General features: G+C 68.9%; 19 protein-coding genes. 18 read left to right on the plus strand and 1 reads right to left on the minus strand.

Features of this window, described 5'->3' with window-relative positions:
* Positions 1-10: 10 nt before the first annotated feature.
* Positions 11-2377 (minus strand): S9 family peptidase, encoded by a 2367-nt coding sequence (locus tag AC3WL7_RS03665; RefSeq protein ID WP_492749373.1) that lies wholly within the window; start codon positions 2375-2377, stop codon positions 11-13.
* Positions 2378-2527: 150 nt separating this feature from the next.
* Between AC3WL7_RS03665 and AC3WL7_RS03670 the strand changes: the two genes are divergently transcribed.
* The 18 genes from AC3WL7_RS03670 to AC3WL7_RS03755 all read left to right on the plus strand — a co-directional run bounded on the left by AC3WL7_RS03670 (position 2528) and on the right by AC3WL7_RS03755 (position 18037).
* A complete protein-coding gene (locus AC3WL7_RS03670) occupies positions 2528-2974 on the plus strand; it encodes a hypothetical protein (RefSeq protein ID WP_313419390.1) in 447 nt (148 codons plus the stop codon).
* Positions 2975-3053: 79 nt separating this feature from the next.
* A complete protein-coding gene (locus AC3WL7_RS03675; RefSeq protein WP_079224246.1) occupies positions 3054-3383 on the plus strand; it encodes a hypothetical protein in 330 nt (109 codons plus the stop codon).
* A 36-nt stretch (positions 3384-3419) separates the two neighbouring features.
* Positions 3420-4064: an RNA polymerase sigma factor gene (locus AC3WL7_RS03680; RefSeq protein WP_313419388.1), complete on the plus strand. Its 645-nt coding sequence runs from the start codon at positions 3420-3422 to the stop codon at positions 4062-4064.
* Positions 4061-4276, plus strand: coding sequence for a hypothetical protein (locus tag AC3WL7_RS03685; RefSeq protein WP_492749374.1), 216 nt, complete (start codon positions 4061-4063; stop codon positions 4274-4276). Before AC3WL7_RS03680 ends, AC3WL7_RS03685 begins: the two co-directional genes overlap by 4 nt.
* A gap of 183 nt (positions 4277-4459) precedes the next feature.
* Positions 4460-5857, plus strand: coding sequence for a cytochrome ubiquinol oxidase subunit I (locus AC3WL7_RS03690; RefSeq protein WP_492749375.1), 1398 nt, complete (start codon positions 4460-4462; stop codon positions 5855-5857).
* 1 nt (position 5858) lies between these two features.
* Positions 5859-6872: a cytochrome d ubiquinol oxidase subunit II gene (cydB, locus tag AC3WL7_RS03695; protein WP_283221119.1), complete on the plus strand. Its 1014-nt coding sequence runs from the start codon at positions 5859-5861 to the stop codon at positions 6870-6872.
* Positions 6873-7090: 218 nt separating this feature from the next.
* A complete protein-coding gene (locus AC3WL7_RS03700) occupies positions 7091-7834 on the plus strand; it encodes a beta-ketoacyl synthase chain length factor (protein ID WP_492749377.1) in 744 nt (247 codons plus the stop codon).
* The gene (locus AC3WL7_RS03705) at positions 7827-8624 is read left to right on the plus strand and encodes a lysophospholipid acyltransferase family protein (RefSeq protein ID WP_492749378.1); all 798 of its coding nucleotides are present in this window, start codon (positions 7827-7829) and stop codon (positions 8622-8624) included. The genes AC3WL7_RS03700 and AC3WL7_RS03705 overlap by 8 nt, the downstream gene beginning before the upstream one ends.
* Entirely contained in the window at positions 8611-8868 is a 258-nt protein-coding gene (locus AC3WL7_RS03710) for a phosphopantetheine-binding protein (protein WP_005411610.1), read from the plus strand. The genes AC3WL7_RS03705 and AC3WL7_RS03710 overlap by 14 nt, the downstream gene beginning before the upstream one ends.
* Positions 8869-8884: 16 nt before the next feature.
* Entirely contained in the window at positions 8885-9142 is a 258-nt protein-coding gene (locus tag AC3WL7_RS03715; protein ID WP_025878014.1) for an acyl carrier protein, read from the plus strand.
* A gap of 22 nt (positions 9143-9164) precedes the next feature.
* Entirely contained in the window at positions 9165-9716 is a 552-nt protein-coding gene (locus tag AC3WL7_RS03720) for a COG4648 family protein (protein ID WP_079224233.1), read from the plus strand.
* Positions 9709-11394: an ApeI family dehydratase gene (locus AC3WL7_RS03725; RefSeq protein ID WP_492749381.1), complete on the plus strand. Its 1686-nt coding sequence runs from the start codon at positions 9709-9711 to the stop codon at positions 11392-11394. Before AC3WL7_RS03720 ends, AC3WL7_RS03725 begins: the two co-directional genes overlap by 8 nt.
* The gene (locus AC3WL7_RS03730) at positions 11384-12154 is read left to right on the plus strand and encodes a glycosyltransferase family 2 protein (protein WP_492749382.1); all 771 of its coding nucleotides are present in this window, start codon (positions 11384-11386) and stop codon (positions 12152-12154) included. Before AC3WL7_RS03725 ends, AC3WL7_RS03730 begins: the two co-directional genes overlap by 11 nt.
* Before the next feature lies 1 nt (position 12155).
* Positions 12156-13097 (plus strand): lysophospholipid acyltransferase family protein, encoded by a 942-nt coding sequence (locus tag AC3WL7_RS03735; protein WP_492749383.1) that lies wholly within the window; start codon positions 12156-12158, stop codon positions 13095-13097.
* A complete protein-coding gene (locus tag AC3WL7_RS03740) occupies positions 13087-14637 on the plus strand; it encodes an HAL/PAL/TAL family ammonia-lyase (protein WP_079224225.1) in 1551 nt (516 codons plus the stop codon). Before AC3WL7_RS03735 ends, AC3WL7_RS03740 begins: the two co-directional genes overlap by 11 nt.
* The gene (locus AC3WL7_RS03745; protein WP_079224223.1) at positions 14624-15055 is read left to right on the plus strand and encodes an acyl-CoA thioesterase; all 432 of its coding nucleotides are present in this window, start codon (positions 14624-14626) and stop codon (positions 15053-15055) included. The genes AC3WL7_RS03740 and AC3WL7_RS03745 overlap by 14 nt, the downstream gene beginning before the upstream one ends.
* Positions 15052-15681, plus strand: a complete 630-nt coding sequence (locus AC3WL7_RS03750; RefSeq protein WP_492749384.1) for an outer membrane lipoprotein carrier protein LolA — start codon at positions 15052-15054, stop codon at positions 15679-15681. Before AC3WL7_RS03745 ends, AC3WL7_RS03750 begins: the two co-directional genes overlap by 4 nt.
* A gap of 1 nt (position 15682) precedes the next feature.
* Positions 15683-18037, plus strand: coding sequence for an MMPL family transporter (locus AC3WL7_RS03755; protein ID WP_492749481.1), 2355 nt, complete (start codon positions 15683-15685; stop codon positions 18035-18037).
* Positions 18038-18056: the final 19 nt, after the last annotated feature.

Raw genomic sequence — 18056 nt, forward strand, 5'->3', positions numbered from 1 at the left:
GCCAGCCGGCTCACTTCAGGTTCTGCTCGAACAGCTTGAGGATGCGCTTGTACTGGTCCAGCCAGGAATCGGCACGGATGTAGCCGTGGCGTTCCAGCGGGTACGGGGCGATCGACCAGTTGTCCTTGTGCAGCTCGATCAGGCGCTGGGTCAGGTGCACCGAGTCCTGGAAGAACACGTTGTCATCCATCATGCCGTGGGCGATCAGCAGGTTGTCCTGCAGGTTCTGCGCGTACTCGATGGGCGAGGACGTGCGGTACGCCTCCGGGTCGATGTCCGGGGTGTTGAGGATGTTGCTGGTGTAGGCGTGGTTGTAGTTCTGCCAGTCCAGCACCGGGCGCAGCGCGGCGCCGGCCTTGAACGTGCCCGGCGAACGGAACAGCGCCATGAAGGTCATGAAGCCGCCGTAGGAACCGCCGTAGATGCCGGCGTGGTCGCGGTCACCCTGCTGGGTGTCGACCAGCCAGTCCAGGCCGTCCTTGTAGTCTTCCAGTTCCGGGTGGCCCATGTTGCGGTAGATCGCCGTGCGCCAGTCGCGGCCGTAGCCCTCGCTGCCGCGGTAATCCATGTCCAGCACGATGTAGCCCTTTTCCACCAGCAGGTTGTGGAACATCTGCTCGCGGAAATAGGCGGGGTAGCGCTGGTGCACGTTCTGCAGGTAGCCGGCACCGTGCACGAACATCACGATCGGGTACTTCCTGCCCGGTTCCTTGTGCTCGGGCTCGTAGTACTTGGCCCAGACCACGCCGGCGCCATGCTTGGACGGCACCGCCACCAGTTTCGGCTGGACCCACTCGCGGGCCTTGTATTCGGCGGTGCGGGTGTCGGTCAGCACGCGCGCCTGGCCACCGGCGCTCGGCACCACGGCCAGCTGGGTCGGCAGGTAGGCGGCCGAATAGCGCACCAGCAGCTGCTGGCCATCGGGCGACAGCGAGAAATCTTCCACGCCGTTGAGGCTGGTCAGCTCGCGCACCTGGCGGTTGCCGGTGTCGACCGCGCAGACTTCATAGTCGTGCGGTGCCTGCTGGTTGCACAGGAAGTAGAAGCCCTTGCCGTCGGCCGACAGCACCGGCGCGGAGGTTTCCCACTTGCCGCTGGTCAGCGCCTGCGGCTTGGCCGTGCCGGCCTGGGTGTACAGGTGCGAGAAGCCCGATTCCTCGGACAGCAGCCACAGGGTGCGGCCATCGGCCATCCAGCCGAAATCGTTGAAGCCCCAGTTGATCCAGGCGTTGTCGGTCAGGCGGTGGCGGTTCTGCACGCGGCCATCGTTGCCGATGCTGACGATCCAGCGGTCCTTGTTGTCGTTGGCGCGCAGCATCACCGCGGCCTGCTGGCCATCGGCGCTCCAGCGCATGCCGCCGCCCATGAAGTCGCTCATCACCTGCACGCTGCGGTCGCCCTTCAGCGGGTCCTTGCTGGCCTTGCGGCGCAGCTCGGCCAGCGGGTCGGTGCCGATGCCCGGCAGGCCCGACAGCGAGAGCTTCTCGGCCTTGCCGGTGCGCACATCGACGTACCACAGGGTGTGCGGCTCGAAGCCGTTGCGGCCGACGCGGGTGCGGGTGTCCTCGGTTTCCTCGTAGCCCGATTCGGTCACGTACAGCGGCATCTTGCTGGTGCGGCCGTCATCGAAATCCTTCGGCTTGGTCACCACGATCAGGTGGCCCAGGTCCGGCGACAGCAGGCTGTCGGCGATCTCCACGTCGGCGCCCAGGTAGACCGGGGCTGCGGCACGGGTCGGGTCGGCCTGGCGCCAGCGCTGGTCCTGGTCCTTCAGCGCTTCACGCTGGTCGCGGTCGCGGCGCAGGGTTTCCAGGGTGCGCAGCTGCTGGTCGCGCAGCAGGTCGTCCTTGGGCTTGCTGGCCGGGTCTTTCTCGGCCTTCAGGCTGGCCACCTGCTGCACGCCGGCGGCGGCGGTCCAGTGGAACCATTCCTGGCCGACGCGCCAGATCACGCCGTTGTCGGCAGCGAAGTTCACGCCGCTGGCGCGCTCGTTGCTGCGGGTCAGCTGGGTCAGCGCGCCGCTGCGCAGGTCGCGCACGAACACATCGCCGTTGCGGACGAAGGCGCTGCGGCTGCGGCTGCGGTCGTAGACCGGCTCGGCCACGTCCAGGGTGCCGCGCTGGTCATCGGCCACCTGTGCGGCGGCGCCACCGGCCAGCGGCTGGCGGAAGGTGTCGCGCACCGGGCTGCCGTTGCGCTTGAGCTGGTACTCCACCTGCTGGCTGTTCCAGGACCACCAGGCCTTCTCGACCGGCGGACCGATCCAGTCCGGGTCGGCCATGGCCTGTTCGATGGTGATCGGCGTCGGCGCGGCATGCGCGGCCGGTGCGGCCAGCACGGCCGACAGCAGGAGGGACAGGGGCAGCACTCGGGACATGGGCGGACAGCACCAGATGAGGAAACCGGGCAAGGGTAGCAGCCGCCCGGGCCGGGGGAGGGGGCCACAGGTCATGCAGACCGCTTGGGCAAAGGCCCGGCGGGGCCTTGCGTGGCGCATGATGGGCGACTGAGCCGGAAGGAGCCGACCATGTACCCCTACGACTACCGCATTTCCCTGGGGGTGCAGCACCCTGCGGTCTCCAGCGCCGACATCTCCGCCCGGCTGGGGCTGGAACGGAGGTTCTTCCGTGATGCAGGCACCGACCTGCGTGGCGGTGATGGCCGCTTGATCCGGGTACATGGCTTCACCCGGGTGAGCTTTGAACTGGCCGCTGGCAAGGATGGCTGGCTGATGGACGCCTGGCCGCAGGTGGTCGGGATCCTGCAGGCGCGGGTGGAGGTGATCCAGGCATTGAACCAGGAGGGCGCCGATGTCGGCCTGCGTATCGCTGTTTTTGGCAAGCGTGCGTGGGCGGGTTTTGAATTGGATCCTGCCCTGGTGCGGCTGATGGCCGACCTGCGGCTGGGCTTCCATCTGGAAACCTGTTTTCCGGATGCACCGGTCGACCCCGAGACCGACGACGACGAAGCCTGACACATCCACTGCAACCGGTCGCCGGGCCTGCGCATCCAATCTCCTGAACCCGCATCATTCACCGGACAGGAGCACGACCATGCAGGAACTCATCCCGATCACCCTCTTCCTCTGCATCGCCTACGCGATTCACGCCATTGCCGATGCGCGGGCGCGCAGCAAGCTGGTGGCCCCGCACGTGCCGGAGGAAGTGATCCGCTCGCTGGCGGTGCTGGAAGAGGAGCGCCGCCGCCAGGGCGCGCTGCGCTGGGGCATCAGCCTGGTCAGCCTGGCCGTGGCCCTGGCCCTGCTGGAAGCCATGGGTGCGCGCGAATTGACCTTCGGCGCCGCCGCTGCGCTGGCCGGTAGTGCCGGCGTGGGCCAGCTGCTGGCGTGGTTCATCACCCGCCCCGCCGTGCGCAAGGGCTGACCGGCGCATGCCACGGGCACAGCGAGCGGCCAACGTATGAGCCTGCTGGGCGGCGCTCTGGCTGCACTGCGCGGGCGGCGTCGCGACGCCGCCGCCGAGGAACCAGCTGCGTGGGAAGACGACCGCGCGCTGGTGGTCGCCATCATCGATGGCTCGCAGGCAGCGTTCGCGCAGCTGGTGCAGGCCCATCAACGTACCTGTGCACACGTGATCGGGCGCATGGTCGGCGACCGCGACCAGGTGGCTGACCTGCTGCAGGAAACCTTCCTGGCGGTGTTCCGCCAGCTGCACCGGTTCCGTTTCGAATCCTCGCTGCGCACCTGGGTTTCGCGGGTGGCCTACACGACGGCGCTGCAGCACCTGCGCCGCCGCCGGCTGGAGATGCAGTGGATGGTGGCGGTGGAGGTGCCCGAGGAGCTGGGGATCGGCGACGAGGGCCCCGGCCCGGCGGAGCTGAGCGAGGCGCTGCACGCCGGCCGCCAGCTGGGCGCGGCGCTGGAGCGGCTGACCCCGCCGCAGCGGCTGATCGTGGGCCTGCATTACCTGGAGGATTTCGACCTGGCCGAGATTGAACAGGTGACCGGGATGGCGCGCGGTACCATCAAGAGCCACCTGTACCGCGCGCGGCAGACCCTGAAGCAGGAGTTGACGCGACGCGCCACCGCCGGAGAACTGCTGTGAGCGAAGCCAACGACCCCCGCGATGCCGATGCGCGCGCGCTGTCGCAGGCGCTGCGCGAGCAGGAACAACGGCACGCCGTGCCTGATGTGAACGAGGCGCTGCAGCAGCGGCTGCAGGCGGAAACGCGCGACAGCGGTGTGCTGTACGTGGTGGTGCAGGTGCTGTTGTTCGGGGCGCTGCTGGCTGCAGCGGCCTGGTATTTCTGGCACTGACAGCCCCCGCCGGGCATGGCCCGGCGCTACCAGCGGAGATCCAGGTAGCGCCGGGCCATGCCCGGCGGCGCTTCACCGCCCCTGCGACATAGTGAAGCAGCGCGTCACCCGGTCGCATCCCGGCTTAACCAAATCCTCCTAAAGTGGTCCGGTATCCCACCCGTACCCGGCAGGAGGCGTCCCTTGGACGCGTTGTTGTTGTCGCGGATCCAGTTCGGATTCGTCATCAGTTTCCACGTGCTGTTCCCCGCCTTCACCATCGGTACGGCCAGCTGGCTGGCCTTCATCGAATGGCGCTGGCTGCGCACGAAATTGCCCGTCTGGCGCGACCTGTATTTCTTCTGGCAGAAGATCTTCGCCGTGTCCTTCGGCATGGGCGTGGTCAGCGGCATCGTCATGGCGTTCCAGTTCGGTACCAACTGGCCGCGGCTGAGCGAAGTGGCCGGCACGGTCATCGGCCCGCTGCTGACCTATGAAGTGCTGACCGCGTTCTTCCTGGAAGCCAGCTTCCTCGGCGTGATGATGTTCGGCTGGGGCCGCGTATCGCCGCGCCTGCATTTCCTCTCCACCTGCATGGTGGCACTGGGCACGCTGTTCTCCACGTTCTGGATCCTGTCGTCCAACAGCTGGCTGCATACGCCGGCCGGCTACGAAATGATCAACGGCATCGTGCACCCGGTGGACTGGTGGCAGGTGGTGTTCAACCCGTCCTTCCCGTACCGCCTGGCGCACATGGCGCTGGGCTCGTTCATCACCACCTGTTTCGTGATCGGTGGCGTGGGCGCGTGGTACCTGCGCAAGGGCACGCACGTCGAAGCAGGCCGCCGCATGTTGGTCGCGGCGGTTGCGTTTGCTGCGCTGACCGTGCCGGTGCAGATCTTCGTCGGCGACATGCATGGCCTGAACACGCTCAAGCACCAGCCGATGAAGATCGCGGCGATGGAAGCGCACTGGCACGAAAGCAAGGCAGGCGAGGGCGTGCCGCTGGTGGTGTTCGCGCTGCCCAACGAGAAGGAGCAGCGCAACGATTTCGAAGTGGCCATTCCGAAGCTGGGCAGCGTGATCCTGACCCATTCGCTGGACGGGACGTTCGATCCGCTGACCTCGGTGCCGGCCAGCGAACGGCCGCCGGTGACGCCGGTGTTCTTCGCCTTCCGCATCATGGTCGGGCTGGGCACGCTGATGCTGCTGCTGGCCTGGGTCTCGGCGGTGCAGTTGTGGCGGAAGAAGCTGCTCGATTCGCCGTGGCTGCTGCGTGGCTGGAACTGGATGCTGCCCAGCGGTTTCATCGCGCTGGTGTCCGGCTGGTTCGTCACCGAGATGGGGCGCCAGCCGTGGGTGGTGTACGGCGTGCTGCGCACCGCCGATGCGGTAGGCCCGCAGAGTGCGTGGATGACCGCGCTGTCGCTGGCGGTGTACGTGGTCGGCTACGCCTTCGTCTTCGGCTGGGGCATCTGGTACCTGGTGAAGATCCTGCGCCACGGCCCGCAGCCGTATGTGGAGGGCCCCTCGCTGGACCACGGCAGCCACACGCCGGCGCGCCCGCTGTCGGCCGCCGACGAACCGCTGGAGGAGCGCTGACATGGACCTGATGACCTGGCTGCCGGTGGCATGGTTCGCGGTGATCGGTTTCGGCGTGCTGATGTACGTGGTGCTGGACGGCTTCGTGCTCGGCATCGGCATCCTCGCCCCGTTCGCCGAGGACGAGGAACAGCTGGACCTGATGATGAACACCGCCGCGCCGATCTGGGACGGCAACGAGACCTGGCTGGTGCTGGGCGGTGCCGGCCTGCTGGCGGCATTCCCCAAGGCCTACGCGGTGCTGCTGTCGGCGCTGTACCTGCCGGTGCTGCTGCTGGTGGTGGCGCTGGTGTTCCGTGGCGTGGCTTTCGAGTTCCGCTTCAAGGCCCACCGTTCGCGCCGGCTGTGGAGCGTGGCCTTCGGCCTGGGTTCGCTGCTGGCCACCTTCGCCCAGGGCGTGATCCTGGGCACGCTGGTGCAGGGCATTCCGCTGGTCGATGGGCGCTTCAGCGGCGGCGCGTTCACCTGGTTCAGCCCGTTTGCGATGCTGACCGGTGCCGCGCTGGTGGCCGGCTACGCGCTGCTGGGCAGCACCTGGCTCATCCTGAAGACCGAGGGCCGCGTACAGGCACTGGCGCGGCAGATGACCCGGCCGCTGGTGGTGGCGGTGATCGCGGCGATGGGCCTGGTCAGCAGCTGGCTGCCGTTCCTCGATTCGCGGTTGATGGATCGTTGGTTCAGTGATGGCAATTTCTGGTGGCTGTCGCCGGTGCCGTTGCTGACCCTGGCGGTGGCTGCCGCGCTGTGGCGCAGCGCCACCCACCCGCGTCGCGACCTGCCGCCGTTCCTGCTCAGCCTGGCCCTGTTCGTGCTCGGTTTCGCCGGGCTGGTGCTGGGCATGTGGCCCTACCTGCTGCCGCCGTCGATGACGCTGTGGCAGGCCGCCGCACCGGCCTCCTCGCTGGGCTTCACGCTGGTCGGGCTGGTGGTGCTGCTGCCGGTCATCCTGGGCTACACGGCCTGGTCCTACCGGGTGTTCCGCGGCAAGGTACGCGCCGACGCCGGTTACCACTGAAGGATGTGAACGGGGAGCGGCCGGTGACCGCTCCCCGTTTCGGTTTGTGAAACATGTATTCCCTGCGCGGGACGTGCTAGCGTTCGCACCTTTCCGGCCGCCAGGGGGGCTGCCGGCGACGTCCTGGACGGACGCACGGCTGCAGGAATGGGGGGCCGCCGCGCGTCGCCATGCTGTTGGCCCGTGCCTGTCTTCCGCCCATCCAAACATCACCGGTAATGATCGAATTTTCCGTTGTCGACTGGGCCGCCTGGGCGCCTGGACTGACAGAACGTAGCCAATGGATGGGCTGGGCCGACGCGCCGTTCCTGCCGCAGGGCGAGGGCACGCCGTCGTTGGCGGAAGTGCCGGCCATGCAGCGCCGCCGCATCGAGCGCCTGGGCCGCATGGCCATCCAGGCTGCGTGCTGGTGCGAAGACGCGCAGGGCGCCGACAGTGAAGTGCCGCTGGTTTTTGCCAGCCGCCATGGTGACGTGGCCCGTTCGATGGACCTGCTGGGCTCGCTGGCCGCCGCCGAGCCGCTGTCGCCCACCGGCTTCGGCCTGTCGGTGCACAACGCGATCGCGGCCCTGTATTCCATCGCCCGTGGCCACCGGGGCAACTACCTGGCGCTGGCCGCCGGCCAGGCCACCGTGGAAACCGCCTGCCTGGAAGCTGCCGGCCTGCTGGCCGACGGTGCGCGGGAGGTGCGGGTGGTGGTCTATGAATCATCGTTGCCCGACGTTTACGCCGAATTCGCCGACGAACCCGACCCGTTCTTCGCCTGGTGCTGGCGCCTCGCGCCGCCCGGCACGGCCGGCACCGGCCTGCGCCTGGCCTGGGAACCGGCCGCCGATGCGGCCGATACCGCGCCCGGCCTGCTGCCGCACGCGCTGGACCTGCACCGGTTCCTGCTCTCGTCTGCACCCACCCTCGAGCATGTGGCCCAGGGCCAGCGCTGGCGCTGGAGCCGCCATGGCTGAAGCCCTGCGCCGTCTCGACCACGCCTGGCGGGTTGTTGGCACCGGCCTGAGCTTCGCCGCGTTCGGCGTGGGCGGGCTGCTGCTGGGCGTGTTCGTGATGCCGCTGCTGCTGTTGATGCGCGACCCGGTCGCGCGCCAGCGGCGGGCGCGGCGGCTGGTGCAGCGGGCGTTTGCCAGCCACGTGTGGCTGATGTGCCGGCTGGGCCTGATGACGCTGCAGGTGGAGGGCCGCGAGCGCCTGCAGCGCGATGGCCTGCTGGTGCTGGCCAACCACCCGACCCTGATCGACGTGGTGTGCCTGATCGCGCTGCTGCCCAACGCTGACTGTGTGGTCAAGCGCGCGGTGGCCTGCAACCCGTTCATGCGCGGCCCGGTCCGCGCCGCCGGCTACATCGCCAATGACGATGGCGCCGGCCTGGTCGATGACTGCGTGGCCGCCGTGCATGCCGGCGGCACCCTGGTCATTTTCCCGGAAGGAACCCGCACCGTGCCGGGGCAGCCGCCGCGCCTGCAGCGGGGCGCTGCCAACATCGCCGTGCGCGGGCGGCTGGACATCACGCCGGTGCGTATCAGCTGCACGCCCGCCACGTTGACCAAGGGCCAGAAGTGGTATCGTGTGCCCTCACGTCGTTTTCACGTTCGGCTGCAGATCGGCGAAGATATCGCCATCGCACCCTTCCTGGCCGAAGATGACGCGTCAAGGGGGGATGCCTTGGCGGCCCGTCGCGTCACCGACCACCTCACTCGTTATTTCGACCTGTCTGGAGACCCGACCCGTGCAAGCACTTGAGCACGAGATCAAGGAATTGATCATTTCCTCGCTTTCACTGGAGGACATCACGCCGGAGGACATCGATCCGACCGCGCCGCTGTTCGTGGAAGGCCTTGGCCTCGATTCGATCGACGCCCTGGAGCTGGGCCTTGCCCTGCAGAAGAAGTACGGTGTCAGCCTCTCGGCCGACTCGGAAGAAACCCGTCGCCATTTTTCCAGCGTGCGCGCGCTCGGCGAGTTCGTCGCCGCCCGCCAGTCGTAAGGCGCCAGGAACTGCCATGACCAAGAATGAACTGTTCGAGCGCATCGTCCGCATCCTGACCGACAGCTTCGAGATCGAACCTGCCCGGATCAGCCCGGAATCGCGCCTGTATGACGACCTGGACATCGACAGCATCGATGCCGTCGACCTGATCGTGCAGCTCAAGCCGCTGCTCGGCCGCAACCTGCAGCCGGAAGCCTTCAAGGCCGTGCGCACCGTGCAGGACATCGTTGATGTCGTGCACGGTCTGCTGCCGGGCCAGGCTGCCGCCTGACCGCAGGCCGGGCACCGCGACCATGGCACGGGCACGCATGGTCGTGGTGGCAGCGCTTTCGCTCGCCTATCCGGTGCTGGTCTACGTGGCCATGGGCCGCTTCGAGCCGCGCTGGCTGTCGCTGCTGCTGTTCGGCCTGGCCCTGCTGCGTGCGCTGAGCACCCGGCAGCCGCTGTGGTGGGCTGCCGCGGCCGGTGCCGGCCTGCTGGCCGGCCTGGCCACCGTGCTCAACCAGGCCTTGCCGCTGAAGCTGTACCCGGCGCTGGTGAACGTGGTGATGCTGTCGGTGTTCGCCACCAGCCTGCGCTTCGGCCCGCCGCTGGTGGAGCGCCTGGCGCGCCTGCAGGAGCCAGACCTGCCCGCCTTCGCGGTGGCCTATACCCGTCGCGTCACCCAGGTGTGGTGCGGCTTTTTTGTTCTCAACGGTGGCCTGGCCCTGTTCACCGCGCTGTACGCGTCGGACCGGGTCTGGATGCTCTACAACGGATTGTTGGCGTACGTGATGATGGGAGTGTTGTTCGCAGGCGAGTGGCTGGTGCGGCGTCGGGTGAAGGCGGCCCATGCCCATGGCTGACTGGATCGCCCTGGACCGGTTGCTGGTCACCGCGCGGCCTGGCCGCGACATCGGTATCTGTGAAGGTGTCGCCCTGGACCACAGCGCACTGCGCCTGCGCGCGCTGGCCTGGCGCGATGCGTTCGCCGCTGCCGAAGGCCGCGACTGGGCGCTGTATTTCGACGATGCCATCGCCTTTGCCGCGGCCCTGTTCGGCGCCTGGCATGCCGGCAAGCGCGTGTTTCTGGCCGCCGACAACCTGCCGGCCACGCTGCAGGCGCTGCAGGAGCAGGTCAGTGGCTTCGCTGGCGATGTGTCGGCCGACTACCGCCCGTTGCTGCCCGCCGCCGTGGCGACCGACCGTGCGCTGCAGGCGCTGGACGAACGTGCCTGCGAACTGTGCGTGTTCACCTCCGGCAGCACCGGCCAGCCCAGCGCGATCAGCAAGCGCATGGACCAGCTGGCACGCGAAGTCGATGCGCTGCAGGCTGCCTTCGGCGCCCAGCTCGACGGCGTGCAGGTGCACGGCACGGTGTCCCACCAGCACATCTATGGCCTGCTGTTCCGCGTGCTGTGGCCGTTGGCCGCAGGCCGCCAGATCCAGCCGCGGCGTTTCTTCCATGAAGACCTGGTCGGCACCCTGGCCGCCGCCGACAGCGTGCTGGTGGCAACCCCGGCGCACCTCAAACGCCTGCCCGGACAACTGGACTGGGCCAGCCTGCACGGCCGCCTGCGTGCGGTCTTTTCCTCCGGCGGCCCGCTGCCGGAAGAGGCGGCGCGGCAGGTGCGGCAGTGGCTGGGCGTGGCGCCCACCGAGGTGTACGGCAGCAGCGAGACCGGCGGCATCGCCTGGCGCCGCTGGGACACCGACATGCCGCCGTGGCAGCCGCTGCCGGGCGTGCAGTGGCGCATCGAGGAGGGTTGCCTGGCCGTGGCGTCGGCGCACCTGGACAGCGCCGACTGGTGGCGTACCCAGGACCGCGTGGAAGCGCTGGCTGATGGCCGCTTCCGCCTGCTTGGCCGCGCCGACCGCATCGTCAAGATCGAAGAACGCCGGGTCTCGCTGGATGCGCTGGAACGCGCGCTGCGCGATGACCCGGAAGTCGAGGACGTGCGCGTGCTGGTGCTGTCCGGCCAGCGCGAGCAGCTGGCGGCGGTGGTGGTGCCGGCGGATCCAGCGCTGGTGGCCGCCGGCGATGCCGCGCGCCGTGCCTTCGGCCTGCGCCTGGGCGCGCGCCTGGCGCAGGGCCACGACGCGGTCACCCGCCCGCGCCGCTGGCGGCTGGTCGAAGCGCTGCCGATCAATGCGCAGGGCAAGGTCACCCAGGCCGCGCTGGCAGCGCTGTTCCAGCCGCTGATGCCGGTGCCGCAGTGGGACCACCGCGCGGCCACGTCGGCGACCCTGCGGATGACGCTGGATGCATCGCTGCGGGCCTTCCAGGGCCACTTTCCGCAGGCAGCGATCCTGCCCGGCGTGGCCCAGCTGGACTGGGCGGTGCGTTTCGCACGCCAGGCCTTCGACCTTCCGCGCGGCTTCGTGCGGATGGAGGCAGTGAAGTTCCAGCACGTGGCCCGCCCCGGCGACGAACTGACCCTGCAGCTGGACTGGGATGCCGGGCGTGGCGTACTGACGTTCCGCTACACCTCCCTGCATGGCACGCACGCCAGCGGCAAGGTGGTCCTGACCGATGCGCACTGACGCTGTGGTGGCCGGTGGCGCCTTCGCGCCGCTGGTGGTCATTCCGGTATACGACCATGAACATGCCATCGGCGCCGTGGTCGACGGCGTGCAGGCCGCCGGCCTGCCATGCCTGCTGGTGGACGATGGCTCGCGCGCATCGTGCACCGAGGTGCTGCAGGCGCTGGCACAGCAGGACGGTGTCGACCTTCTGCGGCTGGACGTGAACCAGGGCAAGGGTGGGGCGATGCTGGCCGGTTTTGCCGAGGCCGCGCGCCGCGGCTACAGCCACGTGCTGCAGATCGATGCCGACGGCCAGCACGACACCGGCGACCTGCCGCGTTTCATCGCCGCCGCGCAGGCGCGGCCGGACGCGGTCATCTGCGGCATTCCCGCCTACGACGCCAGTGTGCCCAAGGCGCGGCTGTACGGCCGCTACGCCACCCACATCTGGGTGTGGATCAACACGCTGTCGCTGCACCTGCGCGACACGATGTGCGGTTTCCGGGTCTACCCGCTGCCACCGGTGCTGCGCCTGATGGGCGAGGAAACCATCGGCCGGCGCATGGATTTCGATACCGAAGTGATGGTGCGCCTGTACTGGCGGCAGGTACCGGTGGACCACCTGTCCACCCGCGTGACCTATCCGGCCGATGGCGTTTCGCACTTCGACGTATGGCGTGACAACGTGCGCATCAGCCGCATGCACACCCGCCTGTTCTTCGGCATGCTGCCGCGCGCCCCGCGCCTGCTGTGGCGCCGCCTGCAGGGGCAGGGCTGAGATGAGCCGCGCGCACGACGCACCACACTGGGCCGACATCGGTGAATCCACGTCCGTGGCCGGCGTGCTGTTCCTGTGCTGGGTGCACCGCTGGTTCGGGCGCTGGCCGTTCCGCCTGTGCGTGTGGCCGGTGGTGCTGTGCCACTGGCTGGGCAACCGGGTGGGCCGCCGCGCCTCGCTGCAGTACCTGCAGCGGCTGCAGGCGCACACCGGCGCGCTCGGCCATGCGCCGGGCTGGCGCGACAGCCTGCGCCACTTTTTCAGCTTCGCCGACACGATGCTGGACAAGATCCTCGGGCTCGGCGGCCGCTATCCCCCCGAGCGCATCCACCTGCAGCGCGACCTGGTGCTGGACAAGATCGCGCGCCGCGAAGGCGGGCTGATCCTCACCGCGCACATCGGCTGCCTCGAGCTGTGCCAGGTGCTGGCCGAGCAGGTGCCTGGCTTCCGCATCACCGTGCTGGTGCACACCGCGCATGCGCAGCGCTTCAACCGCCTGCTGCAGCGGCTGGACCCGCTGGCCGCGGTGGAGCTGGTGCAGGTGACCGGAATGGGGCCGGCCACGGCAGTAATGCTGGCCGAGAAGGTGGCCTCCGGTGGCTTCGTGGCCATCGTCGGCGACCGCGTGCCGGTGCAGGGCGGGCGCAGCGTGATGGCCGATTTCCTCGGCCACCGTGCGCCGTTCCCGATCGGTGCCTATGTGCTGGCCTCCGCGCTGGCATGCCCGGTCTACACGATGTCCTGCCTGCACGAAGGCGATGGCTATCGCGTGGCCTTCGAACACTTTGCCGACCGCGTGGTACTGCCGCGCGGGTCGCGCGATGCCGCACTGGCCGAACAGGCGCAGCGCTTCGCGCGCTGGCTGGAACTCCAGGTCATCCAGTCCCCGCTGGACTGGTTCAATTTCTTCCCCTTCTGGGATCAGGCTCCTCATGACGATTGACGCCGTACCCGTGTGCCGTTTCGGCGATGCACCGCTGACCATCGAAGACGTGGTTGCCCTGGCCCAGCGCCAGTGCGATGCCGCCCTGAGCGAGGCGCCGGCCTTCCGCGCGCATATCCAGCGCGGCGCCGATTTCCTTGACCGCCTGCTGCGCGAGGACGGGGTGATCTATGGCGTGACCACCGGCTACGGCGATTCGTGCACGGTGAACATTCCGCCGGCGCTGGTGGCCGAACTGCCGCACCACCTGTACACCTACCATGGCTGCGGCCTGGGCCGTTACCTGGACCCGGCCGAAACCCGCGCGGTGCTGGCCGCGCGCCTGGCCTCGCTGGTGCGCGGCATGTCCGGCGTCAGCGTGCCGCTGCTGGAAGGCCTGGCCACCCTGCTGCAGCACGACGTGCTGCCGTTGATCCCGGCCGAAGGCTCGGTCGGTGCCAGTGGTGACCTCACCCCGCTGTCCTACGTCGCCGCCGTGCTGTGTGGCGAGCGCGAGGTGCTGTTCGAAGGCCAGGTGCAGCCGGCCGGCCCGGTGCTGGCGAAGATCGGCATGGTCCCGCTGAAGCTGCGGCCGAAGGAAGGCCTGGCGATCATGAACGGCACGGCGGTGATGACCGGCCTGGCCTGCCTGGCCTGGCAGCGCGCTGACTACCTGGCGCGCATGGCCACCCGCCTGACCGCGTTCAACGTGCTGTCCAGCGATGGCAACGCGCACCACTTCGACGAAACCCTGTTCGCCGCCAAGCCGCACCCGGGCCAGGGCCGCATCGCCGCGCGCCTGCGCAGCGACCTGCACAGCGAACGCCCGCCGCGCAACGAACAGCGCCTGCAGGATCGTTACTCGCTGCGCTGCGCGCCGCACGTCATCGGCGTGCTGGAAGACAGCCTGCCGTTCCTGCGCCAGCTGATCGAAACCGAGCTGAACAGCGCCAACGACAACCCGCTGATCGATGCCGACGGCGAGCGCATCCTGCACGGTGGCCACTTCTACGGCGGCCACATCGCGCTGGCGATGGACACGCTGAAGAACACCGTGGCCAACGTCGCCGACCTGCTCGACCGGCAGCTGGCGCTGGTGGTCGATGCCCGCTACAACCACGGCCTGCCGGCCAACCTGTCGGCGGCCACCGGCCCGCGCGCGGCCATCAACCATGGCCTGAAGGCGCTGCAGATCAGCGTCTCGGCGTGGACCGCCGAAGCGCTGAAGCAGACCATGCCGGCCAGCGTGTTCTCGCGTTCGACCGAATGCCACAACCAGGACAAGGTCAGCATGGGCACCATCGCCGCGCGCGACTGCCTGCGCGTGATCGAACTGACGGAACAGGTGGTGGCCGCGATGCTGATCGCCGCACGCCAGGGCCTGGCCCTGCGCGAGCGGGTTGGCCTGAACGCGCAGCTCCATGGCAGTCTGGCCGACATGTACGCCGACCTGGGGCAGCGCATCGCCCTGGTCGAAGAAGACCGCGCGCTGGATCGCGAACTGCGGGAACTGCTGGTGGAGATCCGCGCGCAACGCTGGGAGCTGTATGTCGGTGAATGAGGCAATCGAACTGGTCGGCGAGATTTCGCTGTCCCCGGCCTTCCATGACTGCGATCCGATGAACGTGGTCTGGCATGGCAACTACTTCAAGTACTTCGAGATCGCACGCTGCGCGCTGCTCAGCCGCTACGACTACGACTACCCGCAGATGCTCGAATCGGGCTACCTGTGGCCGGTGGTCGATGCGCGGGTGAAGTACGTACGGCCGCTGCTGTTCAACCAGGCCCTGCGCGTGGTGTCGCGCATCGTCGAATGGGAGAACCGGCTGAAGATCGAATACGAGATCCTCGATGCGGAAAGCGGCCAGGTGCTGACCCGTGCGATGACCATCCAGGTTGCGGTGGACGCAACCAGCAAGGAAATGCTGTACCAGTGCCCGCCGGTGCTGTGGCAGCGTCTTGGAGTGCCTGCCCCGTGAATGCCTTTATCCGCCTCCCGCGCGTGCTGCTGTGCGCGCTGCTGCTGGCCGCCGCACCGCTGGTGCAGGCCGCCGATGCCAACGTCGATGCGATCACCCAGGCGGTGGCGCGGCCGGACGTGCTGCGTGGCCAGTTCACCCAGGAAAAGCAGGTCAGCGGCTTCAAGAACCCGCTGCGTTCGCAGGGCCAGTTCGTGGTCGCGCGCCAGCACGGCGTCATCTGGACCACGCTCAAGCCATTCCCCTCCGAAGTGGTGGTGACCGCTGACCGCATCCTCAGCCGCCAGCGTGATGGCAGCACCCGCGTCGAACTGGACGCGCGGCAGCAGCCGGCGATGCGCTCGGTCAACGCGATCATGTTCGCGCTGATGAGCGGTGACGTGCAGGCACTGTCCAGCCAGTTCAACGTGCAGGCCAGCCGCGAAGGGCAGGGCTGGCGGCTGAAGTTGACCCCGAAGTCGGCGATGCTGGCCAAGGCCTTCGAATCGCTGACCCTGCAGGGCGACCGCTACGTGCGCCAGGTGGAGATCGTGGAGGCCAACAAGGACCGCACGCAGATCCAGTTCAGCGCGCTGAGCGAAGCGCCGGCCAGCCTGTCCGCCGACGAGGCGCGCCGCTTTGACTGAGGTGCCTGACGTGGCTGCAGGCAAGGGCTCGGAGCGCCTGCGCCGCTGGTGGCACTGGCTGGGCATTGCCTGGCTGCTGGTGCTGCTGGTGCTCGGCGCGCAGCAATGGCGCCTGTGGAGCCAGGAATCGCGGATCGACACCGACATCCTCGCCCTGCTGCCGCAGGATGCACATGACCGCCTGCTGAGTGATGTCACCCGGCGCATCGCCGATGGCAGCTCGCGGCAGGTGGTGGTGCTGCTGGGCAGTGCCGATGGCGCCGCCGCCAAGCGCGCGCAGGCCGCCTTCGCCAAGGCGATGGCCAGCGATGCCGACAGCGGCCTGCTGGTGCCCAGCGGTTCGATCGAAGGCTGGTTCGATGAAGCGCGCGCGTTCTACGCGCCGTATCGCGATCGCCTGTTGACCCCGGCGCAGCGCGAACAGCTGCAGCAGGCCGAACCGGGTGCGCTGGCCGAACAGGCGCTGGGCGCGCTGTACGGCCCGATGGGCGCGCCGCGGCTGACCGGCTGGCGGCAGGACCCGCTGTCGCTGTGGCCGCAATGGTGGCAGCAGCAGGCACAGGGCTCCGGCCTGCGCCTGGGCGATGACGGCCTGCTCGAAGCCGAGGGCAAGCACTGGGCCGCGCTGCAGTTCGATACCCCGGGCTCGGCCTTCCAGCTTGATGGCGAGCGCCATATCGACGGCCTGCTCGAGCGCGCCGGCCTGGCCGCCAAGGCCGCCGCAGCGGATCTGGAGATCCTGCATGCCGGCGTGCCGCTGCATGCCGAAGCGGCCGCCGTGCAGGCCAACCAGGAAATCAACACGATCGGCTGGGGCTCGCTGGCCGCGGTGCTGCTGCTGGTCTGGCTGGCCTTCCGTTCGCTGCGGCCGATCCTGCTGGTGGCCGCCTCGCTGCTGATCGGCTGCGGCGTGGCGCTGGCGGTGACCGTGCTGGTGTTCGGCAAGGTGCACGTGCTGACCCTGGTGTTCGGCGCGTCGCTGGTGGGCGTGGCCGAGGATTACGGCATCCACTGGTTCGCCTCGCGCCAGGCCGAACCGGCCGACCGCCGCTGGAAACTGCTCAAGCACCTGTTGCCCGGCCTGTGGCTGGCGCTGGTGACCAGTGCGCTGGCCTACCTGGCACTGGGCCTGGCGCCGTTCCCCGGCCTGCGGCAGATGGCGCTGTTCTCGGTGGTCGGCCTGGCCGGCGCCTTCCTGACGGTGATCTTCTGGTTCCCGTGGCTGGACGGTGGCGAGATCCGCCAGACCCGTTTCTCGCAGTGGCTGGGCAACACCCTGGAGCGCTTCCCGCGCCTGCATGGCACGCGCCCGGTCACGGTGTTCATCGTGGCCGCGCTCGCGCTGTCGGCCATCGGCATCGCGCGCCTGCAGAGCAACGACGACCTGCGCAGCCTGCAGTCCTCGCCGCCGGCACTGATGGCCGAGCAGATCCGCCTGAGCCAGCTGCTGGGCATGCCCAGCCCGGCACAGTTCTACCTGGTGCAGGGCGCCGACGCGGCGCAGCTGCTGGAGCGCGAAGAAGCACTGACCGGACGCCTGCGCGCACTGGCCAGCGACAAGCGCATCGGTGGCTACCGCGCGATCAGTGACTGGCTGCCATCGCCGGCGCGCCAGCAGGCCGATGCCGCGCTGACCGCCAGGGTGGAACCGGGCGTGTTGTCGGCGGTGTCCGAAGCCGTGGGCGAGCCGCTGCCGCGGCCGGCCTTCGCCGCTTCGCCGCTGACCGCCGAGGCCTTCCTGGCCTCGCCGGCCTCGCAGCCGTTCCGCCACCTGTGGGTGGGCGCGGTGGGCGGGCAGATGGTCAGCGTGGTGATGGTCGATGACCTGTCGCGCGCCGATGCACTGGCCACCCTGCAGGACGCGGCCGAGGGCCTGCCCGGCGTGCGCTGGGTCGACCGCACGGCCGACTTCTCCAAGTTGCTGGGCCATTACCGCAAGCTGATGGGCGGGCTGCTGCTGGTCGGCATCGCGCTGGTGTTCGGCGCGTTGTGGCTGCGCTACCGCCGCCAGGCCTGGCGCGTGTTCGCCCCGACCCTCATCGCCGGTGCGCTCACCCTGGGCCTGCTGGGCCTGTTCGGCCAGCCGCTGCAGCTGTTCAACGTGCTGGCGCTGATGCTGCTGCTGGGCATGGGCATCGACTATGGCATCTTCCTGATCGAGCACCGCGGCGATGCCAGCGCGTGGCTGGCGGTCTGCGTGGGTGCGGCCAGCACCTGGCTGTCGTTCGGCCTGCTGGGCCTGTCACAGACGCCGGCGCTGCGTGCGTTCGGCCTCACCCTGCTGTTCGGCATCGGCCTGGTCTGGCTGATCTCGCCGCTGTTCCGCCCGCCGCCGCACGACCTGCCGCCGGCCTGACCACGCTTCACTGCACACC

This window comes from Stenotrophomonas sp. FW305-3-2-15-E-LB1, assembly GCF_058787375.1.